This is a genomic window from Polynucleobacter sp. MWH-UH25E, from assembly GCF_018687095.1.
GTDB lineage: Bacteria > Pseudomonadota > Gammaproteobacteria > Burkholderiales > Burkholderiaceae > Polynucleobacter.
Genome location: NZ_CP061286.1, coordinates 1,086,367 through 1,109,541 on the forward strand (window position 1 = coordinate 1,086,367; position 23,175 = coordinate 1,109,541).

23 protein-coding genes are annotated in these 23,175 nt (G+C 45.9%); 17 read left to right on the top strand and 6 right to left on the bottom strand.

The window, feature by feature from the left end; translation table 11 throughout:
* Positions 1-51 precede the first annotated feature (51 nt).
* From rpsB to ICV39_RS05810, 16 genes are all read left to right on the top strand, one after another.
* Positions 52-801 carry a 30S ribosomal protein S2 gene (rpsB, locus tag ICV39_RS05735; protein ID WP_215389196.1) on the top strand — a complete coding sequence of 250 codons (750 nt, stop codon included), beginning with the start codon at positions 52-54 and terminating at the stop codon, positions 799-801.
* The gene (tsf, locus tag ICV39_RS05740) at positions 801-1,685 is read left to right on the top strand and encodes a translation elongation factor Ts (RefSeq protein WP_173956147.1); all 885 of its coding nucleotides are present in this window, start codon (positions 801-803) and stop codon (positions 1,683-1,685) included. The genes rpsB and tsf overlap by 1 nt, the downstream gene beginning before the upstream one ends.
* Positions 1,686-1,864: 179 nt before the next feature.
* Positions 1,865-2,575 carry a UMP kinase gene (pyrH, locus tag ICV39_RS05745; RefSeq protein WP_173956146.1) on the top strand — a complete coding sequence of 237 codons (711 nt, stop codon included), beginning with the start codon at positions 1,865-1,867 and terminating at the stop codon, positions 2,573-2,575.
* An 11-nt stretch (positions 2,576-2,586) separates the two neighbouring features.
* Positions 2,587-3,147, top strand: coding sequence for a ribosome recycling factor (gene frr / locus ICV39_RS05750; RefSeq protein ID WP_215389197.1), 561 nt, complete (start codon positions 2,587-2,589; stop codon positions 3,145-3,147).
* Positions 3,148-3,168: 21 nt separating this feature from the next.
* Positions 3,169-3,942, top strand: coding sequence for a polyprenyl diphosphate synthase (uppS, locus tag ICV39_RS05755; protein ID WP_215389198.1), 774 nt, complete (start codon positions 3,169-3,171; stop codon positions 3,940-3,942).
* An 18-nt stretch (positions 3,943-3,960) separates the two neighbouring features.
* A complete protein-coding gene (locus ICV39_RS05760) occupies positions 3,961-4,788 on the top strand; it encodes a phosphatidate cytidylyltransferase (protein WP_215389199.1) in 828 nt (275 codons plus the stop codon).
* Positions 4,788-5,978, top strand: a complete 1,191-nt coding sequence (gene ispC, locus ICV39_RS05765; protein ID WP_215389200.1) for a 1-deoxy-D-xylulose-5-phosphate reductoisomerase — start codon at positions 4,788-4,790, stop codon at positions 5,976-5,978. The genes ICV39_RS05760 and ispC overlap by 1 nt, the downstream gene beginning before the upstream one ends.
* Positions 5,979-6,004: 26 nt before the next feature.
* Positions 6,005-7,132, top strand: a complete 1,128-nt coding sequence (locus ICV39_RS05770; protein WP_215389201.1) for an RIP metalloprotease — start codon at positions 6,005-6,007, stop codon at positions 7,130-7,132.
* Between the two features lie 29 nt (positions 7,133-7,161).
* A complete protein-coding gene (gene bamA / locus ICV39_RS05775) occupies positions 7,162-9,477 on the top strand; it encodes an outer membrane protein assembly factor BamA (protein WP_215389202.1) in 2,316 nt (771 codons plus the stop codon).
* Positions 9,478-9,496: 19 nt separating this feature from the next.
* Positions 9,497-10,024: an OmpH family outer membrane protein gene (locus ICV39_RS05780; RefSeq protein ID WP_215389203.1), complete on the top strand. Its 528-nt coding sequence runs from the start codon at positions 9,497-9,499 to the stop codon at positions 10,022-10,024.
* Positions 10,025-10,027: 3 nt separating this feature from the next.
* Complete coding sequence (gene lpxD / locus ICV39_RS05785; protein WP_215389204.1) at positions 10,028-11,080, top strand: UDP-3-O-(3-hydroxymyristoyl)glucosamine N-acyltransferase; 1,053 nt, start codon at positions 10,028-10,030, stop codon at positions 11,078-11,080.
* Positions 11,081-11,149: 69 nt separating this feature from the next.
* Positions 11,150-11,599, top strand: coding sequence for a 3-hydroxyacyl-ACP dehydratase FabZ (fabZ, locus tag ICV39_RS05790; protein WP_173956137.1), 450 nt, complete (start codon positions 11,150-11,152; stop codon positions 11,597-11,599).
* Entirely contained in the window at positions 11,599-12,396 is a 798-nt protein-coding gene (gene lpxA / locus ICV39_RS05795; RefSeq protein WP_215389205.1) for an acyl-ACP--UDP-N-acetylglucosamine O-acyltransferase, read from the top strand. The genes fabZ and lpxA overlap by 1 nt, the downstream gene beginning before the upstream one ends.
* A complete protein-coding gene (lpxB, locus tag ICV39_RS05800; protein ID WP_215389206.1) occupies positions 12,356-13,624 on the top strand; it encodes a lipid-A-disaccharide synthase in 1,269 nt (422 codons plus the stop codon). The genes lpxA and lpxB overlap by 41 nt, the downstream gene beginning before the upstream one ends.
* Positions 13,621-14,214 carry a ribonuclease HII gene (rnhB, locus tag ICV39_RS05805; protein WP_215389207.1) on the top strand — a complete coding sequence of 198 codons (594 nt, stop codon included), beginning with the start codon at positions 13,621-13,623 and terminating at the stop codon, positions 14,212-14,214. The genes lpxB and rnhB overlap by 4 nt, the downstream gene beginning before the upstream one ends.
* 3 nt (positions 14,215-14,217) lie before the next feature.
* Positions 14,218-15,042 carry an RNA methyltransferase gene (locus ICV39_RS05810; protein WP_215389208.1) on the top strand — a complete coding sequence of 275 codons (825 nt, stop codon included), beginning with the start codon at positions 14,218-14,220 and terminating at the stop codon, positions 15,040-15,042.
* 10 nt (positions 15,043-15,052) lie between these two features.
* On the opposite strand, the gene ICV39_RS05815 is transcribed toward ICV39_RS05810, so the two are convergent.
* Positions 15,053-15,880, bottom strand: a complete 828-nt coding sequence (locus ICV39_RS05815; protein ID WP_215389209.1) for a pyruvate, water dikinase regulatory protein — start codon at positions 15,878-15,880, stop codon at positions 15,053-15,055.
* A 105-nt stretch (positions 15,881-15,985) separates the two neighbouring features.
* On the opposite strand from ICV39_RS05815, the gene ppsA reads away from it, so the two are divergent.
* Complete coding sequence (gene ppsA, locus ICV39_RS05820) at positions 15,986-18,391, top strand: phosphoenolpyruvate synthase (protein WP_215389210.1); 2,406 nt, start codon at positions 15,986-15,988, stop codon at positions 18,389-18,391.
* 39 nt (positions 18,392-18,430) lie between these two features.
* Here ppsA and ICV39_RS05825 read toward each other — a convergent pair whose 3' ends face one another.
* The 5 genes from ICV39_RS05825 to smpB all read right to left on the bottom strand — a co-directional run bounded on the left by ICV39_RS05825 (position 18,431) and on the right by smpB (position 23,158).
* Positions 18,431-19,312: a proteasome-type protease gene (locus ICV39_RS05825; protein ID WP_215389211.1), complete on the bottom strand. Its 882-nt coding sequence runs from the start codon at positions 19,310-19,312 to the stop codon at positions 18,431-18,433.
* A gap of 63 nt (positions 19,313-19,375) precedes the next feature.
* A complete protein-coding gene (locus ICV39_RS05830; RefSeq protein WP_215389212.1) occupies positions 19,376-20,173 on the bottom strand; it encodes a transglutaminase family protein in 798 nt (265 codons plus the stop codon).
* Between the two features lie 12 nt (positions 20,174-20,185).
* The gene (locus ICV39_RS05835) at positions 20,186-21,163 is read right to left on the bottom strand and encodes an alpha-E domain-containing protein (protein WP_215389213.1); all 978 of its coding nucleotides are present in this window, start codon (positions 21,161-21,163) and stop codon (positions 20,186-20,188) included.
* A 3-nt stretch (positions 21,164-21,166) separates the two neighbouring features.
* Entirely contained in the window at positions 21,167-22,579 is a 1,413-nt protein-coding gene (locus ICV39_RS05840) for a circularly permuted type 2 ATP-grasp protein (RefSeq protein ID WP_215389214.1), read from the bottom strand.
* A 126-nt stretch (positions 22,580-22,705) separates the two neighbouring features.
* Complete coding sequence (gene smpB / locus ICV39_RS05845; RefSeq protein WP_215315717.1) at positions 22,706-23,158, bottom strand: SsrA-binding protein SmpB; 453 nt, start codon at positions 23,156-23,158, stop codon at positions 22,706-22,708.
* Positions 23,159-23,175: the final 17 nt, after the last annotated feature.

Consider the following 23,175-nt stretch of genomic DNA (forward strand, 5'->3'; position numbering starts at 1 on the left):
TTGTTTAGCGCAGCTAGGACTCAACTTTAGAGCCAACCCTTAGGAGAAGTTATGTCAGTAACAATGCGTCAAATGCTGGAAGCTGGTTGCCATTTTGGTCACCAAACACGTTTCTGGTCCCCAAAGATGGCCCCATTCATTTTCGGTCATCGCAACAAAATCCACATCATCAACTTGGAAAAAACATTGCCAATGTTTCAGGACGCCCTGAAATTTGCAAAACAAGTTGCTGCTAATCGTGGCACGATTTTATTTGTTGGTACAAAGCGTCAATCACGCGAAATCATTGCTGAAGAAGCAACTCGCGCTGGTATGCCTTATATCGACAGCCGTTGGTTGGGTGGCACACTCACTAACTTCAAAACTGTTAAAGGTTCCCTCAAGCGTTTGAAGGATATGGAAGTTGCTAAAGAAGCCGGCGATTGGGAAAAGCTTTCTAAGAAAGAAGCTTTAACAAACGATCGCGAGCTCGACAAATTGCAAAAAGCACTTGGCGGCATCAAAGATTTGAACGGCGTTCCTGATGCAATTTTTGTTGTGGACGTTGGTTATCACAAGATTGCTATTACTGAAGCTAACAAGCTCGGTATTCCAGTAATCGCTGTTGTTGATACCAACCACTCACCAGAAGGTGTTGATTACGTTATTCCTGGTAACGACGATTCAAGCAAGGCAGTAACCCTCTATGCACGTGGCGTTGCTGATGCGATTTTGGAAGGCCGTGCAAACGCAGTTCAGGAAGTATTGACTGCAGTTAAAGAAGGTGAAGAAGAGTTTGTTGAAGAAGGGAAAGCTGAATAATGGCCGCAATTACCGCTGCAATGGTTGGCGAACTCCGCGCTAAAACCGATGCCCCAATGATGGAGTGCAAAAAGGCCTTGACCGAGGCTGATGGCGATATGGCTCGTGCAGAAGAAATTCTGCGTGTAAAGCTAGGTAGCAAAGCAGGTAAAGCGGCTTCACGCGTTACTGCTGAGGGTATCGTTGCATCTTCAATCAATGGCACTACTGGTGCTTTGTTAGAAGTGAACTGCGAAACCGACTTCGTATCTAAGAATGATGATTTCTTGGCATTTGCAAATGATTGTGTGAAGTTGGTAGCAGAAAAGAACCCTGCTGACGTAGCTGCTTTATTGGCATTGCCTTTGAATGGCTCTACCGTTGACGAAGTGCGTAGCGCATTGATTGGTAAGATTGGCGAGAACATCATGCCACGCCGCTTCAAGCGTTTTGCTGGTGGCAATAAGTTGGTTTCTTATCTCCACGGCACTCGTATTGGTGTAATGGTTGAGTTTGACGGCGATGAAGTTGCCGCTAAAGATGTGGCAATGCACGTTGCTGCTATGAAGCCAGTTGCTTTGTCTACTGCAGATGTGCCAGCTGAGTCCATTGCGATTGAACGTAGCGTAGCTGTTCAAAAGGCTGCTGAATCTGGCAAACCACCAGAGATCGTTGAGAAGATGGTTGAAGGTTCTATTCAGAAGTATCTCAAAGAGGTATCTCTCTTGAACCAAACTTTTGTGAAGAACGATAAGCAAACCGTTGAGCAAATGCTGAAAGCTGCGAACACCAGCGTGAAGGGATTCACGATGTTTGTTGTGGGCGAAGGCATTGAGAAGCGTCAAGACGACTTTGCTGCTGAAGTGGCTGCCCAAGTTGCCGCCGCCTCTAAAGCAACTGCTTAATTAGTCCTTTTCGGGCTTGTCCCGATCGGCTTAGCCTTATGGGCACAGAAACCTTAGTTTCTGTGCCCTTTTCTTTGAATCTTCCTAAGCCATTTATAATTCAGAGCAGGTATCAAAAGTGCTTAAAGATCAATAAGCTAAGTATGAAAATTACTTGGCAAATTACGGAAAATATATATATGCCAGGCTACAAACGCGTCCTCCTAAAATTATCTGGTGAAGCCCTGATGGGGGATGATGCTTTCGGCATTAATCCAGTCACCATCGATGCCATGGTTTCTGAAATTGCTCAAGTAGTAAATAGTGGAGTTGAGCTTGCGATTGTGATCGGCGGAGGAAATATTTTCCGCGGCGTTGCAGGTGGTGCAGCAGGCATGGATCGAGCAACAGCTGATTACATGGGCATGTTGGCAACCATGATGAACTCACTTGCCTTGCAAGATGCATTGCGTCAAAAAGGAGTTGAGGCTCGGGTTCAATCCGCATTAAGAATGGATCAAGTGGTTGAGCCCTATATTCGTCCTCGCGCAATTCGTGCAATGAGCGAAGGTAAGGTTGTTATTTTCGCAGCGGGCACAGGAAACCCATTCTTTACCACTGATACCGCGGCAGCCTTGCGTGGTGCGGAGATGGGCGTAGAGGTGATGCTGAAGGCAACGAAGGTCGATGGCATCTATAGCGCCGATCCGGTGAAAGATCCAACAGCAACGCTCTACAAAACCATTACGTTTGATGAAGCGTTGATTAAAAACTTACAAGTCATGGATGCTACTGCGTTTGCATTGTGTCGTGACAGAAAATTACCAATCAAAGTATTTTCAATACTCAAGCCAGGCGCATTAATGCGTGTAGTGCAGGGTGAGCCTGAAGGTACTTTGGTACACGTTTAATAGGAGGCCAGATGTCTGCAGCAGAAATTAAAACCAATACCGATCAAAAGATGCAAAAGTCACTCGAATCTTTAAAGACTAGTCTTGCAAAGATTCGCTCAGGACGTGCCAATCCTGGGATTTTGGAACATATTCAAGTTGAGTATTACGGCAATCCCACCCCATTGAGTCAGGTTGCAAGTTTGGGTTTGGCTGATGCCCGCACTATCAATGTACAGCCTTTTGAAAAGACCATGGTTGCTGTTGTGGAAAAAGCCATTCGTGATTCTGACTTGGGTCTCAACCCAGCTTCGCAAGGCACTGTGATCCGTGTGCCAATGCCAGCGCTAACAGAAGAGCGTCGTCGCGAACTTACTAAAGTCGTGAAGAGCGAGGGTGAAGACGCAAAAATTGCTGTGCGTAATTTGCGTCGCGATGCTAATGAGCATCTAAAGCGCTTGACAAAAGATAAAGAAATTTCTGAGGATGAAGAGCGTCGCGCTACTGATGAAATTCAGAAGATGACCGATAAAGCTGTCGTTGAAATAGACAAAATCATCTCTGAAAAAGAAAAAGAGATCATGACGGTTTAACCGTAATAAGTTTCACCTTTTATGACTCAACACCTTAGCTCAACGCAGGCAATACCAGAGGTTAGCTCCATTCCTCGCCACGTGGCGATCATTATGGATGGCAACGGGCGTTGGGCTAGTAAGCGCATGATGCCTAGGGTGGCTGGGCACTCTGAAGGTTTAGGCGCCGTTCGAAAGATTGTTCAAGAATGTCGCCGTATTGGTGTTGAGTATTTGACGGTCTTTGCATTTAGCTCTGAGAATTGGCGTCGCCCACCAGAAGAGGTGGGCTTTTTAATGAAGCTATTTCTGAAATCCCTTAAAGGCGAAGTGTCACGCCTCGCAGATAATGACATTTGTCTGCGGCTTATTGGAGACTTGAGTCGTTTTGATAATGCCATTCAGGAGATGGTCGAATTCTCCGAGGCAAAGACTGCGGGTTGCAAAGCGCTGACATTTACGATTGCGGCGAATTACGGTGGACGTTGGGATATATTGCAGGCAATGCAACGCTGTGTTGCAGCGAACCCCAACTTGAAGCCCGAAGACATCAGCGAGGAGTTGCTCCAGCCATATCTCTCTATGGCATATGCACCTGAACCGGATTTGTTTATTCGCACGGGTGGTGAGCAACGCGTTAGCAACTTTTTGCTTTGGCAATTGGCCTATACAGAGCTGTATTTCACGGATGTACTTTGGCCAGACTTTGATGAAGCTGAATTACATAAAGCGTTTGATTGGTTTAGTCGGCGTGAACGTCGCTTTGGGCGAACTAGTGCTCAGCTTGCATCGCAGGCAATGAGTGATGCCGTCTAATTTCAGAGCCCACTTTTCATGCTGAAGACCCGAATTATTACTGCCTTTGTTCTATTGGCAGTCTTATTGCCAATTCTATTTTTCCTGCCCCCTGTATATATCGGCGCCTTTTTTCTTGTTGCAGTATTAGCCGGCGCTTGGGAGTGGAGTCGCTTATTGAATCCTGAGGCACCTCGTGCAGCTTGGCTTTACGCTACATTTTGTATGGTGATCATCTTTGTTTTGCTTGCTTTGCAAAATGTAGCTTGGCAGTTTTCTATATTGTTACTAGCAGTAATCTTTTGGTTTTTTATTGCTCCTTTCATTTTGGCAAAGGGCATGAATTTATCATTGCAAAAATTACGGCCTTTCTATGTTGTGCTTGGTCTCATATTATTGCCAGCAACTTGGTTCGCAATTGTTTTCTTAAGAGAATTAGGGTTAGTCTTTTTGCTTTCCACAATGGCCTTGGTTTGGGTAGCAGACATTGGCGCATATTTTGTTGGTAAAGCTTTTGGTAAGCATAAGCTCGCTGTGCAAATTAGCCCTGGTAAGTCTGTAGAGGGTGTAGTAGGCGGTCTTGTGCTTTGTTATGTGTATGCCCTAGCGTGCGTATTCTTCTTGCCATTTGAGTCCACCTTATTTGGTGCTTGGGCTATTCGTTTCGGATGGGTGCCAATGCTCTTGATGGTAACTTTATTAACGGCTTTTAGTATTTTTGGCGATCTCTTTGAATCGCAGTTAAAACGTTTAACTGGCGTAAAAGATAGTAGCCAGTTACTTCCAGGCCATGGTGGTGTGCTTGATCGTGTGGATGCATTAATACCAACAATGCCCATTGCGGCAATCCTTGCAGGCCTTGTGTGATGGCAAGACGCGTTACTATTCTGGGCTCCACCGGTTCGATTGGCGTTAACACATTAGATGTAATTCGTGCGCATCCAGATCGCTTTAGGGTAGTAGCGTTGACTGCAGGCAAGCAGATCGATCGATTGGCGGAGCAGTGCATAGAGTTTAAGCCTACTATTGCGGTGGTATCTGAAGCTGACGATGCCAAGCGCCTTGAAACACTATTGCGTCAAAAAAATATCTCGACCCAAGTGATGCATGGTCCAGGATCGCTTGTTACAGCCGTTACTGATTCGAACTGCGATACGGTAATGGCGGCAATTGTGGGGGCGGCAGGCTTAGTCCCTGCGCTGGCAGCCGCCAAAGCGGGTAAAAGAGTTTTATTAGCCAATAAAGAAGCTTTGGTCATGTCGGGCAATTTATTTATGCAAGCCATTAGCGCTGGTGGTGGCGCGTTATTGCCGATTGATAGTGAGCACAATGCCATTTTTCAATGCTTGCCAAATAATTTCACCCAAGATTCTTCTTTGCAAAATGCTTACTTGGGTGTTGAAGAATTATGGCTGACTGCATCTGGTGGACCATTTCGAAATACACCACTTGATCAGCTTGCAAGCATTACTCCAGAGCAGGCGTGCGCTCATCCAAACTGGGTGATGGGCAGAAAAATCTCTGTAGATTCAGCAACCATGATGAACAAGGGGTTGGAGGTAATTGAGGCCTTTTGGTTGTTTGGTCTCCCGCTAGAAAAAATTAAAGTATTAATACATCCGCAAAGCGTTGTACATTCAATGGTTCGCTATCGTGATGGCTCTGTGTTGGCGCAGTTGGGTCAACCGGACATGCGCACCCCCATTGCTTATGGATTGGCGTGGCCAGACAGAATCGCTGCGGGAGTTGCGCCACTCAGTTTGACTCAAATGGCTAACTTAACTTTTTCGGAGCCGGATTTAGCGCGTTTCCCATGCTTGTCATTAGCATTTGCCGCAGCACAGTCTGGTGGTACGGCACCTGCTGTATTAAATGCTGCGAATGAAATTGCTGTTGCTGCATTTTTGGATGAGGGTCTACCGTATTTAAAAATACCCGTCGTTGTTGAGAAAGCATTAAACGCAATCGCAACAAGCAATGCTGATTCTCTAGATGTAATCTTGCAGGTTGATGCGCAAGCCAGAGCCGTGGCGCGGGATTTCATTCGAGCTTTGTAAAGTAAATGTTTTAAGGCAATGATTTCATGCAGGCGCTAATTACTCTTGGAGCATTTTTGTTGACCTTGGGGGTCTTAGTAAGCTTCCATGAGTTTGGTCATTTTTTGGCGGCACGAGCCTGTGGCGTTCGAGTGTTGCGATTTGCTATCGGCTTCGGCAAACCATTGTTTACATATCGAGCACCCAATCAAACCGAGTGGGTGCTGGCCTCCATCCCTTTGGGTGGCTATGTGAAGCTCTTGGATGGTCGTGATCGGAATCAAGTTATTCGCCAAGATGATCGAAAGGATGCCTTTGATCACAAACCACTTTGGCAACGTTCTTTGATTGTGGCCGCTGGACCATTTGCCAACTTCTTTTTGGCAGTCGTTCTTTTTTCTGTGATTTACCTTTCTGGCGTTCCTCAACTGCCAGCGGTATTGCAAGGCCCCCCAGAAAATTCACTCGCTTATCAATTGGGTGTTTCTCAAGGTGATCGAGTGTTAGGTTGGCAAGAGTTAAGTTCGGATGTGGCGCCCAGCGCCGGAGAATTTGAACCTGTTATTAGTTGGAATTCCTTACGCTGGAATTTGATGGATGCGTTAACTGGTAATACTGGATTTGCTTTGGAGCTTGAAGATTCCGAGGGTGGTCGCCTCATTAAGTCGTTCAAAGCTGAGGATCTTCCAAGAATGCGGCCGGATATAGACCCCATGAAAGAGCTCGGCCTATTGCCGATCGCCACACCCCTAGATCAGTGGCCAGAACTGAAATTGAGCCCCTCAGACGCCTCAGTGCTTGCCACCCAGCGGGTTTGGCTAATTACCAAGGTGTCAGCAAGGCTAATGCTGGGAATGTTTACCGGCCAGGCTTCTTTAAAGCAGCTTGGAGGACCTTTAAGCATTGCGGATATGGCCGGCAAGTCCGTCCAGGTTGGCTGGCAACCCTTTTTGGCATTTTTGGCACTAATTAGCATCAGTATTGGGATGCTCAATTTACTACCTTTTCACATGCTAGATGGGGGTCAGCTCCTGTATGATGCATGGGAGTTAGTTGCTGGAAAGCGGATTTCGGTTTCGGTGCAAGAGCAGCTCCAAAAAGTGGGCTTTTTATTGCTGATTTCCCTTTCGCTTTTGGCATTGTTTAACGATTTACAACGCTATATTTCGTCTTGAATTTTCTGAACCTATCCTCCTTTCGCCTTATGCGATTTTTAGCAAGACTCATTCTGCTGTTATCCCTTGGATTGAGTTTGCATGCTCATGCAGCAGATTCTTTTGTTGTCAAAGATATTCGAGTAGAAGGTTTGCAGCGAGTAGAGCCTGGAACCGTATTTAGTTATTTATCAGTTCAGGTTGGTGATACCTTTACCGAGGAGAAGGGCGCCGAAGCAATTAAGGCTCTGTACAGCACTGGCTTCTTCAGGGATGTGCAAATTCAAGCTCAGGGTGATGTATTGATTGTGATCGTGGATGAGCGCCCAACGATTTCCCGAATTGAATTCACGGGAATGAAAGAATTTGATCAAGAGATTGTTCGCAAGTCCCTGAAAACCGTTGGTGTAGCGGAGGCTCGTTTTTACGATAAAGCCTTAATTGATAAAGCAGAGCAAGAATTAAAGCGTCAATACGTTGGTAAGGGTATGTTTGCTGCCGAGGTGGTTGCGACGGTTACCCCTGTAGAGCGTAATCAAGTAGCTATCTACTTCAATATTGATGAGGGACCGGTCGCCAAAATTGAGGAAATCAACTTCATTGGTAATGAAGCGTTTAGTGAAGGCACTTTACGTAGCGAAATGCAGCTCAAGACTGGCGGTTGGCTTTCCTGGTACAGCAAAGACAATTTGTATTCTAAGCAAAAACTCACCGCGGATTTGGAGACTATTCGTTCCTACTATTTGAATCGCGGTTATCTGGAGTTTGTTATTGAGTCGACTCAAGTCTCTATTACCCCAGATAAAAAAGGAATTTATCTAACAATTAGTATTCGTGAGGGTAAGAAGTTCACGGTCAAAGATGTGCGTTTGGCTGGCGAATTATTGGGTAAGGAAGCAGAGTTAAAACAGTTAATTGTGCTCAAGCCAGGCGATACATTCTCGTCCGCAAAATTAACTGAGAGCACCAAGGCAATTGCCGAAGTATTGGGCTCTTACGGTTACGCTTTTGCAACAATTAATCCGCAGCCAGATATTCGCCGTGAGCAGGCTGAGGTGGATTTAACTTTGGTGATTGATCCAGGTCGCCGTATTTATGTTCGTAAAGTCGAAATCTCGGGGAATGCAAAGACACGCGACATGGTGATTCGCCGTGAAATTCGTCAATTTGAAAGCTCTTGGTTTGACAGTGACAAAATAGATTTGTCTAAGAAACGCCTTGGTCGTTTGGGTTACTTCACTGAAACGGATATCACAACGGAAGATGTACCAGGCTCTTCTGATCAGGTGGATGTTAATGTGAAGGTAACTGAAAAGCCCACAGGCGCTGTAACTATTGGTGCAGGCTTCTCTTCTACTGAAAAACTGATTCTTTCCGCAGGTATTAATCAAGACAACGCCTTTGGTACTGGCACCTCTGTTGGCTTGAATGCCTCTCTGGGTAAGATCAATCAGAACTTGACGCTATCAAACTACGATCCTTATTTCACCGAAGAGGGTATTAGTCGCTACACTGATCTTTACTACAGATCTTCGAAGCCGCTCTACTATGTTGGCGATCCTGATTACACGATTAAATCGGTTGGATCTAATATCAAGTTCGGTGTTCCCTACACAGAAGTAGACCGTGTATTTTTTGGAACCGGTGTTGAGGCTTTCCAAATTCAGACTACAGTTAATACGCCAATTCCATACTTAAATTATGCGCAAAGTTACGGTATTGCGGCCCCTGGTTACCCAGGAACATTAACAACTTATAACGTACCCTTAACAGTTGGCTGGTCTCGCGATGGCCGTGATAGTGCTTTAATCCCCTCTGATGGATCGCTACAACAATTGTCTGCTGAGGCTGGTACGCCAGTTGGTAATATGACTTTCTATCGCCTTTATGGGCAATACCAAAAGTATCACTCTTTCTCTAAAGGCAATATTCTGTCCTTTAATGGAGAGGTCGGGTATGGTCAGGCATATGGAAATAATCCATTCCCGATTACAAAGAACTACTATGTGGGTGGTATCGGTTCTGTTCGTGGATACGCGCCAGGATCTCTAGGTCCTCAGTACTACAACACGGTGATTGGTGCTTGGCAGCCAACTGGTGGTCAATCCAAGATTGTAAGTAACTTGGAGTACACCGTTCCAGTTCCTGGATCTGGGGTGGATAAGACTCTGCGAGTTTTTGGGTTCGTTGACGGTGGTAATGCGTTTGGTCAGAACATCAACCTGGTTTTGCGGTATTCCTATGGTTTGGGTTTATCATGGATATCACCACTAGGTCCTTTGAAGTTTAGCTACGGTATTCCGATCAAGTCTCAGCCAACGGATAATGTGCAGCGCCTCCAGTTCCAAGTTGGTACAGCGTTTTAATTGTTTAAGGAAAGTATTTATGAAGTTTGCTCAATCCTCTAAATCGCTTCAATGGGTTTTGGCTTTTATTGCCTTGGTCTTCTCTGCGCCGCAGGTTTTTGCGCAAGATGCTGGTACACGAGTTGCTGTTGTGAATTCTGAAAAGGTTTTCAACGAATCCAATCTTGCCAAAGCAATGCAAACTCGTTTGCAAAATGAATTTACCAAGCGTCAGAATGATTTGCGTGACAGCGCCCAAAAAATCCAAACAGCCGCCGAGAAGTTGGATCGTGATGCGGCAGTCATGAATGAAGCGGAGCGTGTGCGTCGCCAGCGTGAGTTAGCGGACCAAGATCGTGAATTGCAACGTAAGCAGCGCGAGTTCACAGAGGATCTCAATCAGCGTACTTTTGAAGAGCGCGCAAAAATTGCTGAAAAGGCAAATGCGGTGTTACGCCAGATTGCCGAACAACGCAAGTTGGACATCATTGTTCAAGAGGCGGCTTTTGCAAGCCCCAAGGCCGACATTACTGATGATGTCATCAAGGCACTAAATAGCCAGAAGTAATCTATGCCTACCGCCATCGAGCTGGCCAATCTGTTTCAAGCAAGCTTGGTGGGGGAGGCTTCTAGCCCCTTTATTGGCTTGGCCCCATTAGAGCGGGCAACACAAAACCAGATTTCGTTTTTATCGAACCCCTTATACCGTCAACAGGCTGCTGATAGTAGTGCGGGAGCGCTTATTGTTGGTAAATCCGACTTTGAGTTTTTGCAAGCTAACCCTGGAAAGCACTCAGCACAACGCGTTTATTTTATTGCGCAGAATCCTTATGCAACTTTCGCTAGAATGGCGCAGCATTTTGCAAAACAAAATACTCCTACCCATGCGCCAGGTATTCATCCAAGTGCGGCAATAGATTCATCAGCAGTTGTTCCTTCCTCATGTCATATTGGCCCATTTGTGCAAATTGGACCAAATGTAAAGTTAGGTGAGCGTGTTGTGATTCTGGGTAATGCGTCTATTGCAAGAGATAGTGTGATTGCGAGCGATACTTTGATTTATCCATCCGCGTCCCTTTACTCCGGAACACAAATCGGTGAGCGTTGCATTATTCATAGTGGCGCAGTAATTGGCTCAGATGGATTTGGATTTGCTCCAGAATTCTCTGCGACGGGTGGTGAGTGGGTCAAAATTCCCCAAACTGGTAACGTGGTGATTGGTGACGATGTTGAGATTGGCGCTTCAACCACGATTGATCGCGGCGCCATGACCGATACCGTCATTGGCTCGGGAACCAAGATTGATAATCAAGTGCAAATTGCACACAATGTCATTATTGGAAAGTGTTGCGTTATTGCGGGTTGTGCGGCAATCTCAGGTAGCACCAAGATCGGTAACTTCTGCATCATTGGAGGTGCAGCTAATTTTGCCGGACATTTAACAATTGCCGACAGAACCACTGTTTCTGGCAATACTTCGATTATTCGCTCAATCGCTGAGCCTGGACAGCATTTCACGGGCGTTTATCCGTCGATGTTGCATGCCGCTTGGGAAAAGAATGCGGCAATCTTACGTGGGCTAGATAAAATACGTCAACGTTTACGATTATTGGATAAAAAGTAAAGCTCAACAATCTTTGGGTTGGGATCAATAAAACATCAATCGAAAAATATAACCTTAGGTAAGCAAGTTATGAGTACACCAATCGCAATTGACATCAATAAAATTTTGCAATTACTGCCGCATCGTTATCCATTTTTATTGGTCGATCGCGTGATTGAAATTACTCCTCGCGAAACCATTACCGCGTTGAAGAATGTCACTATGAATGAGCCGTTCTTCCAGGGGCATTTCCCAGATTTTCCGGTGATGCCTGGGGTGTTGATTATTGAAGCTTTGGCGCAAACAGCTGCATTGCTAACATTTTCTGAAGAGCGTGCTGAAGATGCAATTTATTACTTTGCCGGAATTGATGGCGCGCGTTTTAAAAAGCCAGTATTGCCTGGTGATCAGTTAATCATGACTGCAAAATTGGAACGTGGCCGCGCTGGTATTTATAAGTTCGCCGTTCAAGCAACGGTTGACGGTGAGATCGCTGCGGAAGCAAATATTACTTGCGCAGTACGGACGAAAGGCGCGTAATGACTCGAATTCATGCATCTGCGGTAGTGGATAGCAAGGCTGAGCTTGCCAGTGATGTCGAGGTTGGTCCGTATTCTGTTATTGGCCCTAATGTCAAAATTGGTGCTGGTACTAAGGTGGGCTCTCACACCGTGATTGAGGGCCATACTACGATTGGCAAAGAAAATAACTTTGCACACTTTGCTGCGATTGGTGGGCCACCGCAGGATATGAAGTACCGCGGTGAACCGACCCAACTCATTATTGGGGATCGTAATACTGTTCGTGAGTTCACAACTATTCATACGGGCACATCGCAAGATGAGGGTATTACCCGCATTGGTAATGATAATTGGATCATGGCTTATGTTCATATCGCCCATGATTGTCAGGTAGGAAATCACACCATCTTCTCTAGTAATGCTCAGATCGCTGGGCATGTGCAAGTGAGCGACTGGGCCATTATGGGCGGCATGTCTGGTGTGCATCAATTTGTGCGCATTGGCCAGCATGCCATGTTGGGTGGCGCATCTGCGCTAGTGCAAGATATTCCACCTTTTGTTATTGCAGCAGGCGATAAGGCTGCTCCTCATGGTATTAATGTGGAGGGCTTAAAGCGCCGTGGATTTTCAAGTGAAACGATTTCTGCTTTGCGCCAGGCCTATAAAGTCCTCTACAAAGACGGTTTAAGCTTTGAAGAGGCTAAGGCAGAAATCCAGAAGATGGTATCTGCGAGTGCTGCCGATCAAGCTACCGCTGAAAAGCTTGCACAGTTCCATGACTTTATTGCAGCCTCAACGCGCGGCATCATTCGATAACGGGAATGCCTTGCCAAAGTTAGCTTGTGTAGCTGGCGAACCTTCTGGTGACTTATTAGCTGCGCCAGTTCTGAATGCCTTAAATCAAATTCCAGACATGGCGGGTCTGGAGGTATACGGCATTGGTGGTCCGCGTATGCAGGCGCAAGGCATGCGCTCAGATTGGCCTATGGAAACCTTGAGCGTTCGAGGTTATGTTGAGGCGATTAAGCAATTACCCGCTATTTTGAAGTTACGTAAGGAGCTCATTGCTAAGCTATTGGGTGATGGGCGACCTGATGTCTTTCTGGGGGTTGATGCCCCCGACTTTAATTTGGGTGTTGAACTTCAATTACGTAAGGTAGGTATCCCCACTTTACATTTAGTCTCCCCATCCATTTGGGCATGGAGGGCGGGGCGTATCAAAAAAATTGCTCAAGCGGTTGATCGCATGCTGTGCATCTTTCCTTTTGAAACCGAAATCTATGATCGTGCTGGCGTAGCCTCTACTTATGTGGGGCACCCTTTGGCGAGTGAAATTCCATTGGAACCTAATACACCTCAAGCAAGAGAAAAGATTGCGCAAGCGCTTCATCTAGCTCGCGATGGCAAAGATTGTTTAGAGGGACTGGTGATCGCAGTTTTGCCTGGCAGCCGCTCTTCGGAGATCGAGTTAATTGCCCCTGTGTTTTTTGAAACGATGCAGCTACTGGCGAAGAAGCTTGAAGGCCAAAATCTGCATTTCCTCATTCCGGTTGCCACTCAACGATTGCGCGCACCTTTAGAGGCTTTATTAAAGGTAACCCAGAATCAATTTCCTGATATCCAAATTCATTTGCTTGATGGTATGGCTGATGAGGTTTTAGAGGCGTCAGATGTTGTACTGATTGCAAGTGGCACGGCTACCTTGCAGGCTGCGCTTTGGAAGAAACCAATGGTGATTTCCTATAAGGTGCCTTGGCTTACCGCTCAGATTATGAAGCGCCAAGGATATTTGCCCTATGTTGGCTTGCCTAACATTTTGTGTGGCGATTTTGTCGTGCCAGAGTTATTGCAAAATGATGCTACTCCAGAAAAATTAAGTGCTGCAATATTGGATTGGTTAAATCATCCAAGCAAGGTCGCGCAGTTAAAAGAGCGTTTTGCAAAAATGCATGAAACCTTACGTCGTCCAACAGGTCTCTTAGTCGCTCAAGCGGTTGCGCAAACTATCATGGATCGTCGTGTCGGACGAATTTCTTCATCATGAGCATCCTTTGGGTTTGCGGGGTGGATGAGGCAGGCCGTGGACCTTTGGTGGGTGCAGTGGTTGCTGGCGCAGTAGTCCTTGATCCCGATAAGCCAATCGATGGCCTAAAAGATTCTAAAAAATTGACAGCAGCAAAACGCGATTATTTATACGAGCAAATTCTAGAAAATGCGAAAGCCTGGGGCGTTGGTGAAGCTAGCCCTGCCGAAATCGATCAGATCAACATACTGCAAGCAACCATGTTAGCTATGCGTCGTGCCATAGAAGATTTAACGATTCGCTTGGGTGCCTGGCCAGAGAAAGCGTTGATTGATGGCAATCGGTGCCCGGAGCTTCCTATTGCGGCTGAAGCAATCGTGAAGGGTGACGCGAAAGAGCCTGCAATTTCCGCGGCTTCTATCATTGCAAAAGTGACTCGTGATCGACAAATGATGCGTTTACATGACCGGCATCCAGAATATGGGTTTGCCCAACACATGGGCTATCCTACCGAGGCGCACTTTGCGGCTCTAAAACAGTATGGCGCTTGCTCTGAACATCGCAGAAGTTTTTCTCCTGTGCGAAAAGTTTTAGAGTCTCTCGCGGGTTAAACCATGAACTTTGATCAAATTACCTCCAAAGAGAACTCGCTGTTCAAAGAACTGCGTTTATTGCAGGCAACAGGATCAAAAGGTCAGAAGGCCAGACAAAGTAGTGGATGCGCTTTGCTTGAAGGCATTCATCTTGTTCAAAGTTGGGTGGGAGACCCCGCGCTCAAGACACTCTTTACTTCCGAGATGGGGTTGCATAATTCCGAGATAGCTCAAGCTGTTTATTCTCATCTTGAAATTTGCCCGGAGACCAAGGTATACCAACTAGATAGCGCTCTTTGGAATGTATTAAGTGATTTAGTGAATGCTCCTCACATTGCTGGGCTATTAAGCTTGCCAAAATCCTCCTTAGCACCTGCCCAATCGATCGCAAATCTAGATGGGGATGTCGTGATTTTGGATCGCATTCAGGATGCGGGTAATGTTGGAACGATTCTGCGTACAGCTGCAGCCGCTGGCTTTACACAAATTATTGCCCTAACGGGTTGTGCTCATCTCTGGTCTAGCAAAGTTTTGCGTGCAGGAATGGGTGCCCATCATTTATTGGATTTATATGAGGGCTGGACAAATCAACAAGTATTAAGTGCGGTTACGGCTCCCCTGATGGCTGCAACGGCAGATGCTGAGCAAGACCTTTTTAATATGCAGCAAGAATTACTGAAACCCGTAGCTTGGGTGATGGGGAGCGAAGGTCAGGGCGTATCCGAAGAGCTACTGGCGCAGGCAAAAGGCGTCTCTATTCCAATTGATCCGCGTGTAGAGTCTCTAAATGTTTCTTCAGCAGCAGCTATTTGCTTATTTGAAACCGTCCGCGTTCGACGTAATTAATTAAGCAGCTCTAACCTAAAATCGTTTTATCGGATTTGATTGCTTGCAATACGGTGGTGGCGATTTCTTCAATAGATTTGCTGGTCGTCATCACCCAAGGGATAGATTGTTTTTTCATCATCGCTGTCGCTTCGTTAATTTCATAACGGCAGTTTTCAAGCTTGGCATAGTTGCTACCCGGGCGACGTTCATTGCGGATTTCTGAAAGACGTTCCGCATCAATCATGAGGCCAAAGATTTTTTGGCGATAAGGGACTAAGTCCTTAGGTAGTTGACCCCGTTCAAAATCTTCAGGAATTAATGGGTAGTTTGCAGCCTTTAAACCATACTGCATTGCTAGGTAGAGGCTGGTTGGCGTTTTTCCGACGCGAGATATCCCTACCAAGATGACATCAGCCTCAGCGAGGTTTTGGTTGGATTGACCGTCATCGTGCGCCAAGGAGTAGTTGATTGCCTCAATTCGGTTCTTATAGGCCTCAGTATCGGCGTTGTGGTGTAGGCGGTTCATGGCATGGGTGGATTTCATGCCCAGGGCAGCTTCAAGAGGGGCTACGAAGGTCTGAAACATGTCCAAAATAAGCCCGTTAGCCTTAGCAACGATGGAGTTTAGCTCGGCATTCACCAAGGTGGTGAAAACAATAGGCTGGACCCCATATTTATTGGCTGCCTGATTAATGCTGCTAACGGCATCATGAGCCTTGTCAACGCTGTCCACAAATGGGATCCGGATATGCTTAAAAGTGGCCTCAAACTGCGCCAAAATCGACTGGCTGAAGTTCTCGGCGGTAATACCTGTGCCGTCAGAGACAATAAAAACAATGCGGGTTTCAGTAGACATCAATTTGGCCTAAATGTGGGGTCAGAACTACAATAGAATCATATTAAATGAAGTCGCATTTTAGGCGACCGCTTGACCAGTTTCCTTATCTTTTGAGAGTATTTTATGTCCAACCAACAGCAACAAAATAGCAGTATGGCAAATGCCTATGTTTTGCCTTTTGAGCAACTTCGAATGATGGATGTTGAGTCAGTCGGCGGTAAAAATGCATCTTTAGGCGAAATGATTTCACAGCTCGCTTCAACGGGGGTTCGTGTACCAACCGGTTTTGCGACAACTGCATTGGCGTTTCGGGATTTTCTGAAACACAATAATTTGACCGAACGTATTCAAAAGCGTTTAGAAGGTCTCAATATCGATGATGTGCGTGCATTGGCACAGGCGGGTGCGGAGATTCGTGAGTGGATTGAAACTGCTCCATTCCAGCCAAAGCTCGAGGAAGATATTCGCAAAGCATTCGCAACTCTAGATGATTCCGGAAAAGGTTCATTTGCGGTTCGTTCATCCGCTACTGCGGAAGACTTGCCTGATGCTTCATTCGCTGGTCAGCAAGAAACATTTTTGAACGTCGAGGGCATTGAAGATGTATTAAGTAAGATTCGCGAAGTTTTTGCTTCCCTGTATAACGATCGCGCCATCTCCTACCGTGTTCATAAGGGCTTTGCCCATGAAGAGGTTGCCTTGTCGGCTGGTATTCAGCGCATGGTACGTTCCGACTTGGGTGCTTCTGGTGTGATGTTTACACTCGACACCGAATCAGGTTTTGAGGATGTGGTTTTCATTACATCTAGCTATGGTTTAGGTGAGACGGTTGTGCAGGGTGCTGTAAACCCAGACGAGTTTTATGTGTTCAAGACCACATTAGCGCAAGGTAAAAAAGCGATCATTCGCCGCACCTTGGGATCCAAGTTGATTCAAATGCAATTTGCACCAAAAGGTTCTGCTGAAAAAGTGCAAACAGTCGATGTCACGCCTGAAAAGCGCAATCGCTTTTCTTTAGAAGATGGAGACATCACAGAGTTAGCAAAATACGCAGTCATCATTGAGAAGCATTATGGCCGCCCAATGGATATTGAGTGGGGCAAAGACGGTCAAGATGGCCGCATCTATATTTTGCAAGCACGTCCTGAGACCGTGAAGAGCCAAGCAGCTGGCCAAGTGGAGATGCGCTACAAACTCAAAGGCAGCTCCAAGGTATTGGCAAAAGGCCGCGCGATTGGTCAAAAGATTGGTGCTGGTCCAGTACGTGTAATCCGTGACCCAAGCGAAATGGACCGCGTTCAACCTGGCGATGTTTTGGTTGCTGACATGACTGACCCTAACTGGGAGCCGGTAATGAAGCGCGCTTCCGCAATTGTGACTAACCGCGGTGGTCGTACTTGCCACGCTGCAATTATTGCTCGTGAATTGGGTGTGCCTGCGGTGGTGGGCTGTGGTGATGCTACTGAGCAATTGCAAGATGGCATGGTGGTGACAGTTTCTTGTGCTGAGGGTGATGAAGGCCACATTTATGATGGCTTGATTGAAACTGAAGTAACTGAAGTTTCTCGTGGCGCATTGCCAGACATTCCTGTGAAGATCACCATGAATATCGGTAACCCACAATTGGCATTTGATTTCTGCCAATTGCCAAACGCGGGCGTAGGATTGGCTCGCTTAGAGTTCATTATTAATAACTACATTGGCGTACATCCACGCGCAGTGTTGGAATATCCAAACATTGACCCTGACCTTAAGCGTGCTGTAGAAAGTGTTGCTCGTGGTTATGCGAGCCCACGTCAATTCTATGAAGACAAGTTGGTTGAGGGTGTAGCTACCATTGCAGCCGCTTTTTATCCAAAGCCAGTCATCGTGCGCTTGTCAGATTTTAAGTCTAACGAGTACAAGAAGCTGATTGGTGGATCTCGCTATGAACCTGATGAAGAAAACCCGATGTTGGGTTTCCGTGGCGCGTCCCGCTATGTATCAGAAGAGTTTGGCGAAGCATTCGCGCTTGAGTGTGCAGCAATGAAGCGCGTTCGTGAAGATATGGGTCTTGATAACGTCGAGATCATGGTTCCATTTGTGCGTACCATTAAGCAAGCTGAGCGCGTCATTAATATGATGGAGAAGTTTGGTCTCAAGCGTGGTATCAATGGTTTGCGCCTCATTATGATGTGCGAGATTCCATCAAATGCTATCTTGGCGGATCAGTTCTTAGAGTATTTCGATGGCTTCTCTATCGGTTCAAACGATATGACCCAGCTAACCCTTGGTCTTGATCGTGACTCTGGTATGGAACTGCTAGCGATTGACTTTGATGAGCGCGATCCAGCTGTTGAGTTTATGGTGGAGCGCTCGATTGTCGCCTGTCGTAAGCAAGATAAATATGTAGGTATCTGCGGACAAGGCCCTTCTGATCATCCAGACTTTGCCCGTTGGTTGGTAGAGAAGGGCATTACTTCAATCTCCCTCAATCCGGATAGCGTAGTGGAAACCTGGGAAATGCTAGGTAAGAGTTTAAAAGCCTAACTATCTAGAGTTGCAATGTAAAAAAGCCTGGAGAAATCTCTAGGCTTTTTTCTTTGTTGCGACCTTTCTCACGGGTCTCTTAGCAGCTACGGACGCTTTGGTTTTAGAAGGTTTTACTGTCTTGGGTGAAAGGCGATGAATGGGAACTGCGCCCATTTTTTTCGCGGGCTCTGATATCGCGCTAGATTTATGGGCGCCACTCCAGCTTGGTTCCGCTATGGAATTAAATGCATCGCGTAACTTTTCACCCCATAGGCGATGAATCATCTGAAAGTAGGGGTTAGACTCATCCAGGGTAACAAGCTTGCTGGCTTTTAAGGAATTCTTTTCATAGACCAACAGATCTAATGGAAGACCAACTGAGATATTGCTATTTAAGGTAGAGTCCATTGAAATTAAGGCGCACTTGGTGGCGAGGTTTAATGGAGTAGAAAAATTGACTACTCGATCCAAGATGGGTTTGCCATACTTAGATTCTCCAATTTGGAAATAGCAAGTCTCCGGGGTTGCTTCAATGAAATTACCGGCGGAATAGATGTTAAAGAGGCGCGGCCTCTCATTCTTTACTTGACCGCCGAAAATGAGATTACAATTGAAATCAATCCCCGCTTTTTCAAGCGCTTTATGGTCTCGATCGTAGACTTGTTTAACCGCTTCACCGATGACCACTGCAGCATCATGAGCGCTTTCTACGTTCCAAAGGTTTTTGCCATGAAAGAGTTGGCCTTGCAGCAGAATTTCTTTAACTGCTTGTGTAATGGCTAGATTACCAGCGCTCATTAGCGCAAAAAAACGATCACCATCTTTTTGAAACAAAGACATTTTTCGAAATGTCCCTATTTGATCAACTCCAGCATTGGTGCGGGTATCAGACAAAAAAACAAGACCATCTTTCAGGCAAAGCCCAACGCAATACGTCATTTACATCTTTCCTTAATTGTTTTGACTATTATCCCTTAACGTCTTGAAGACCCTTCTCAAGCTTTAGGATAGTTGCTGAATAGAGATATTCGCGGTCAGTTCTTCGCCAACCCCACCAGTTCGAACCCCTTTTACGGGTGCAGCGGAGTAATAATCACAGCCAATCGCCAGGCGGACATGTCGCGCATCAGTTAAGCATGCATGCGTAATGTCTACGCTATTCCAAGTCCCGCCATTGATATCGCTGCAAAAATCAATCCAAGCATGACTGGCCAAATTAGGGGATTCTTCTGCGAAAAAGTAGCCGCTGACATAACGCGCAGGGATTTGCGCTGCTCTGCAAAGGCTTAGCATGACGTGGGCATGATCCTGGCAAACACCGGACTTCATGGCAAATGATTGAGCTGCAGTAGTGGCAAAGTTAGTTTTACCCGGAGCGTATTGAATTGCATCTTGGACTGCGGATGCTAATTTTAGGATCTCATCAATTGTATTTTTCTTAGGAAGCGAAGAGGAAAAGTAATTTAGCATTTCCTCCGAAGGCTCCGTCAGTTTCGTTTGTTGCAAAAGGTAATATGGTGAAACTGCCTTAGGGTCATCTGCATACTCATGCGCATCTTGAGTCAGGATTTCACCCTCTGCCTCGATCATCATCGAGGTATATGAAGCTTCTTGAACAAAGATACTACAGAGATTATTGAATGCATCAACAGAGTTAGACGCCTTAATTGGCGTATTAATCTTCCAACGCTCTACTTTCTGTCCGTCCGTAGTGGGCGGAGTCAATCGTAACTCTTGAATAGAGTAGCGTACTGGGGTCTCGTATCGATATTCGGTGCGGTGTCGTATTTTTAGGTGCATAGGTATATCACTCTAGGCCACGGCTAAGGGAATGAGGTAAGCGCTACTGAATTCATCAGCGATGTGATTAATTCTTTCTAGAAAATTCTCGATGAATTCCTCAAGACCTTGTGAAAATACCTCATCAACATCTGAATAATCCAAGCTGGCTTTGAGTTTTCCTAGTAAGCGTTCAATTTCTTTGGATTGTTGATTCTTCACTTCAGATATGAGGGGAATTAATTCATTTACGCAACTGACAAGCGAGCGCGGCATCTGTTTATTGAAAATTAATAGCTCTGCCACTTGTTTCGGAGTGACTTGATCTGAATAAATTTGACGATAAATTTCAAAAGCGGAAACAGATCTTAATAATGCTGCCCAGTGATAGAAATCAAAAAATTCACCACTTGATTCCTTTTCAATTGCCTGGGGTTTACCTATTCCCGCAAGTGATTCCTGATCTTCATATTTGGTTTGCAAAATACGAGCCGTATTGTCGGCGCGCTCAAGCAATGTGCCTACATTAATAAAGTAAAAAGATTCGTTTTTAAGCATCGTGCCATGCATGACACCTCTAAATAAATGGCAGCGGTGTTTTACCCATTCAAGCAGTCTGCTTGGATCGGCTTGATGTCTAGCTTGCAAGATGCGTTGCAATTCTAACCACGTGGTGTTTTGTGTTTCCCATACCTCGGAGGTGATCTTGCCGCGTATAACCCGAGCATTCTCGCGCGCTGCGAACAGGCAAGACACGATGCTAGATGGATTACTGGTTTCATAAATCATGAAATCCAAGACATTTTCGCGATTGATCACATCGTATTTACTCAGAAATGCATTTTCTAATTTAGAGATCGTGAGTAATTTTTTCCAGCTTTGTTCTAAAAACTCTGGTGGCTGGGGCAGTAAAGAGGTTTGATGGTTTACATCGAGCATGCGGGCGGTATTCTCCGCACGCTCTGTGTAGCGCGCCATCCAGTAAAGGCAGTCAGCAGTACGGCTTAACATAGCTTATTCCTCCAGTACCCAAGTGTCTTTAGTGCCGCCACCTTGAGAGGAGTTCACCACCAGCGAACCTTCCTTGAGTGCAACGCGAGTCAGACCGCCAGGCACCATCTTGATGGTTTTGCCAGACAATACAAATGGGCGTAAATCAATATGTCTTGGCGCTACTCCAGATTCCACAAATGTAGGGCAGGTAGAGAGCGCAAGTGTGGGTTGGGCAATATATTTATCCGGGTTTGCTACTAAGTGCGCCCTAAATTCTTCGATTTCTGCCTTGGTCGATGCCGGGCCCACTAGCATGCCGTAACCACCCGCACCATGCGTGAGCTTAACCACTAATTTTTCTAAATTAGCTAAGGTGTATGCAAGATCGTCTGGTTTGCGACATTGGTAGGTCGGAACATTATTTAGGATGGGTTTCTCTCCTAGATAAAACTCAATCATGTCTGGTACATAAGGGTAGATTGATTTGTCATCGGCAATGCCGGTGCCGATCGCATTAGCCAAAGTGATGTTACCCGCGCGATATGCCGACAATAATCCTGCAACCCCTAAGGTCGAGTCCGAGCGAAACGCAAGGGGATCTAGAAAGTCATCGTCAACACGGCGATAGATCACGTCTACTCGCTCGGGCCCCTGTGTGGTACGCATATAGACCTGCTCATTTTTTACAAACAGATCCTTGCCCTCGACAAGTTCTACGCCCATTTGTTGCGCCAAATAACTATGTTCAAAATAGGCGGAGTTATACATGCCGGGTGTTAATACAACGACATTGGGTTTTTTGACGTCATCTGGCTTAACGGATTTAAGGCATTCCAAGAGCAGGTCTGGGTAATGCTCTACAGGTGCGATTCGGTATTTTTGAAATAAATCTGGAAAAAGCCGCATCATCATTTTGCGGTCTTCAACCATATAAGAAACCCCAGATGGGACGCGTAAGTTATCTTCAAGAACGTAGAATTCGCCTTCACCTGCGCGAACAATATCAATACCGGCAATTTGCGCATAAATATCTCGGGGCACATCGATATTGCGCATCTCGGGCCGATATTGCGCATTATTAAAAATTTGCTCAGCTGGAACAATGCCTGCTTTAATGATTTCTTCATCGTGATAGATGTCATAGATGAAACGGTTGAGGGCTTTGACGCGCTGTCTTAGGCCAGTCTCTAGTTGCTCCCATTCTTTTGCAGCAAAGATCCGAGGTACTTGATCAAAAGGAATAGTTCTTTCTGCCCCCAAATCATCGCCATAGACTGCAAATGTGATGCCAACCCGTCTGAAGATGAGGTCTGCCTCAGCGCGCTTTAGACCCATGAGGGTGTCGCTTTGTTGCTTCAACCAATTATGAAAAATTTCGTAATGGGGGCGTGCTTTGCCAGAGGTATCTAGCATTTCATCAAAAGGCAGTTTCATGCTTATAAAGCTAATGCCTTTGATGCGTCTGAATTTAAAAATGTGAAGCAGCTTGGTGCTGTTATGCACCAGACGGGTGCAGTCCGCTCAAATCCTGTTCTTTAAACCAGTCCGCTTGTGGGATTGTTACGCGTTGAGATCGCCTCGAGCAATCCTGCCTTTTTGAACTTCCCATTCGCGTTCTTTCGTGGCTGCGCGTTTGTCGTGTTGCTTTTTACCTCTAGCTAGCCCAATCTCGCATTTCACTCTACCTTTTGAGAAATGCAAATTTAATGGAACGAGCGTGTAACCTTTTTGTTCTACTTTGCCAATCAGCTTGCGAATCTCGATCGCGTTCAGTAATAGCTTTCTGGTGCGAACGTTATCGGGAACAATATGGGTTGACGCAGAAAGAAGGGGGGTAATGTGGCAGCCGATCAGAAAAAGCTCCGCCTTACGTATCACTACATACGCTTCTTTAATGTGCACGCGGCCTGCCCGGATGGCTTTTACTTCCCAACCTTCCAGAACTAGCCCTGCCTCAAAGCGCTCCTCGATAAAATAATCGAAGAAAGCTTTTTTGTTATCGACGATACTCATATTTATTTAGCTTCCAA

Excerpts from the sequence above, each read along its gene's own strand:
- rpsB (WP_215389196.1), top strand. The coding sequence starts at position 52 with ATGTCAGTAACAATGCGTCAAATGCTGGAAGCTGGTTGCCATTTTGGT.
- tsf (WP_173956147.1), top strand. The coding sequence starts at position 801 with ATGGCCGCAATTACCGCTGCAATGGTTGGCGAACTCCGCGCTAAAACC.
- pyrH (WP_173956146.1), top strand. The coding sequence starts at position 1,865 with ATGCCAGGCTACAAACGCGTCCTCCTAAAATTATCTGGTGAAGCCCTG.
- frr (WP_215389197.1), top strand. The coding sequence starts at position 2,587 with ATGTCTGCAGCAGAAATTAAAACCAATACCGATCAAAAGATGCAAAAG.
- uppS (WP_215389198.1), top strand. The coding sequence starts at position 3,169 with ATGACTCAACACCTTAGCTCAACGCAGGCAATACCAGAGGTTAGCTCC.
- ICV39_RS05760 (WP_215389199.1), top strand. The coding sequence starts at position 3,961 with ATGCTGAAGACCCGAATTATTACTGCCTTTGTTCTATTGGCAGTCTTA.
- ispC (WP_215389200.1), top strand. The coding sequence starts at position 4,788 with ATGGCAAGACGCGTTACTATTCTGGGCTCCACCGGTTCGATTGGCGTT.
- ICV39_RS05770 (WP_215389201.1), top strand. The coding sequence starts at position 6,005 with ATGCAGGCGCTAATTACTCTTGGAGCATTTTTGTTGACCTTGGGGGTC.
- bamA (WP_215389202.1), top strand. The coding sequence starts at position 7,162 with ATGCGATTTTTAGCAAGACTCATTCTGCTGTTATCCCTTGGATTGAGT.
- ICV39_RS05780 (WP_215389203.1), top strand. The coding sequence starts at position 9,497 with ATGAAGTTTGCTCAATCCTCTAAATCGCTTCAATGGGTTTTGGCTTTT.
- lpxD (WP_215389204.1), top strand. The coding sequence starts at position 10,028 with ATGCCTACCGCCATCGAGCTGGCCAATCTGTTTCAAGCAAGCTTGGTG.
- fabZ (WP_173956137.1), top strand. The coding sequence starts at position 11,150 with ATGAGTACACCAATCGCAATTGACATCAATAAAATTTTGCAATTACTG.
- lpxA (WP_215389205.1), top strand. The coding sequence starts at position 11,599 with ATGACTCGAATTCATGCATCTGCGGTAGTGGATAGCAAGGCTGAGCTT.
- lpxB (WP_215389206.1), top strand. The coding sequence starts at position 12,356 with ATGACTTTATTGCAGCCTCAACGCGCGGCATCATTCGATAACGGGAAT.
- rnhB (WP_215389207.1), top strand. The coding sequence starts at position 13,621 with ATGAGCATCCTTTGGGTTTGCGGGGTGGATGAGGCAGGCCGTGGACCT.
- ICV39_RS05810 (WP_215389208.1), top strand. The coding sequence starts at position 14,218 with ATGAACTTTGATCAAATTACCTCCAAAGAGAACTCGCTGTTCAAAGAA.
- ICV39_RS05815 (WP_215389209.1), bottom strand. The coding sequence starts at position 15,880 with ATGTCTACTGAAACCCGCATTGTTTTTATTGTCTCTGACGGCACAGGT.
- ppsA (WP_215389210.1), top strand. The coding sequence starts at position 15,986 with ATGTCCAACCAACAGCAACAAAATAGCAGTATGGCAAATGCCTATGTT.
- ICV39_RS05825 (WP_215389211.1), bottom strand. The coding sequence starts at position 19,312 with ATGACGTATTGCGTTGGGCTTTGCCTGAAAGATGGTCTTGTTTTTTTG.
- ICV39_RS05830 (WP_215389212.1), bottom strand. The coding sequence starts at position 20,173 with ATGCACCTAAAAATACGACACCGCACCGAATATCGATACGAGACCCCA.
- ICV39_RS05835 (WP_215389213.1), bottom strand. The coding sequence starts at position 21,163 with ATGTTAAGCCGTACTGCTGACTGCCTTTACTGGATGGCGCGCTACACA.
- ICV39_RS05840 (WP_215389214.1), bottom strand. The coding sequence starts at position 22,579 with ATGAAACTGCCTTTTGATGAAATGCTAGATACCTCTGGCAAAGCACGC.
- smpB (WP_215315717.1), bottom strand. The coding sequence starts at position 23,158 with ATGAGTATCGTCGATAACAAAAAAGCTTTCTTCGATTATTTTATCGAG.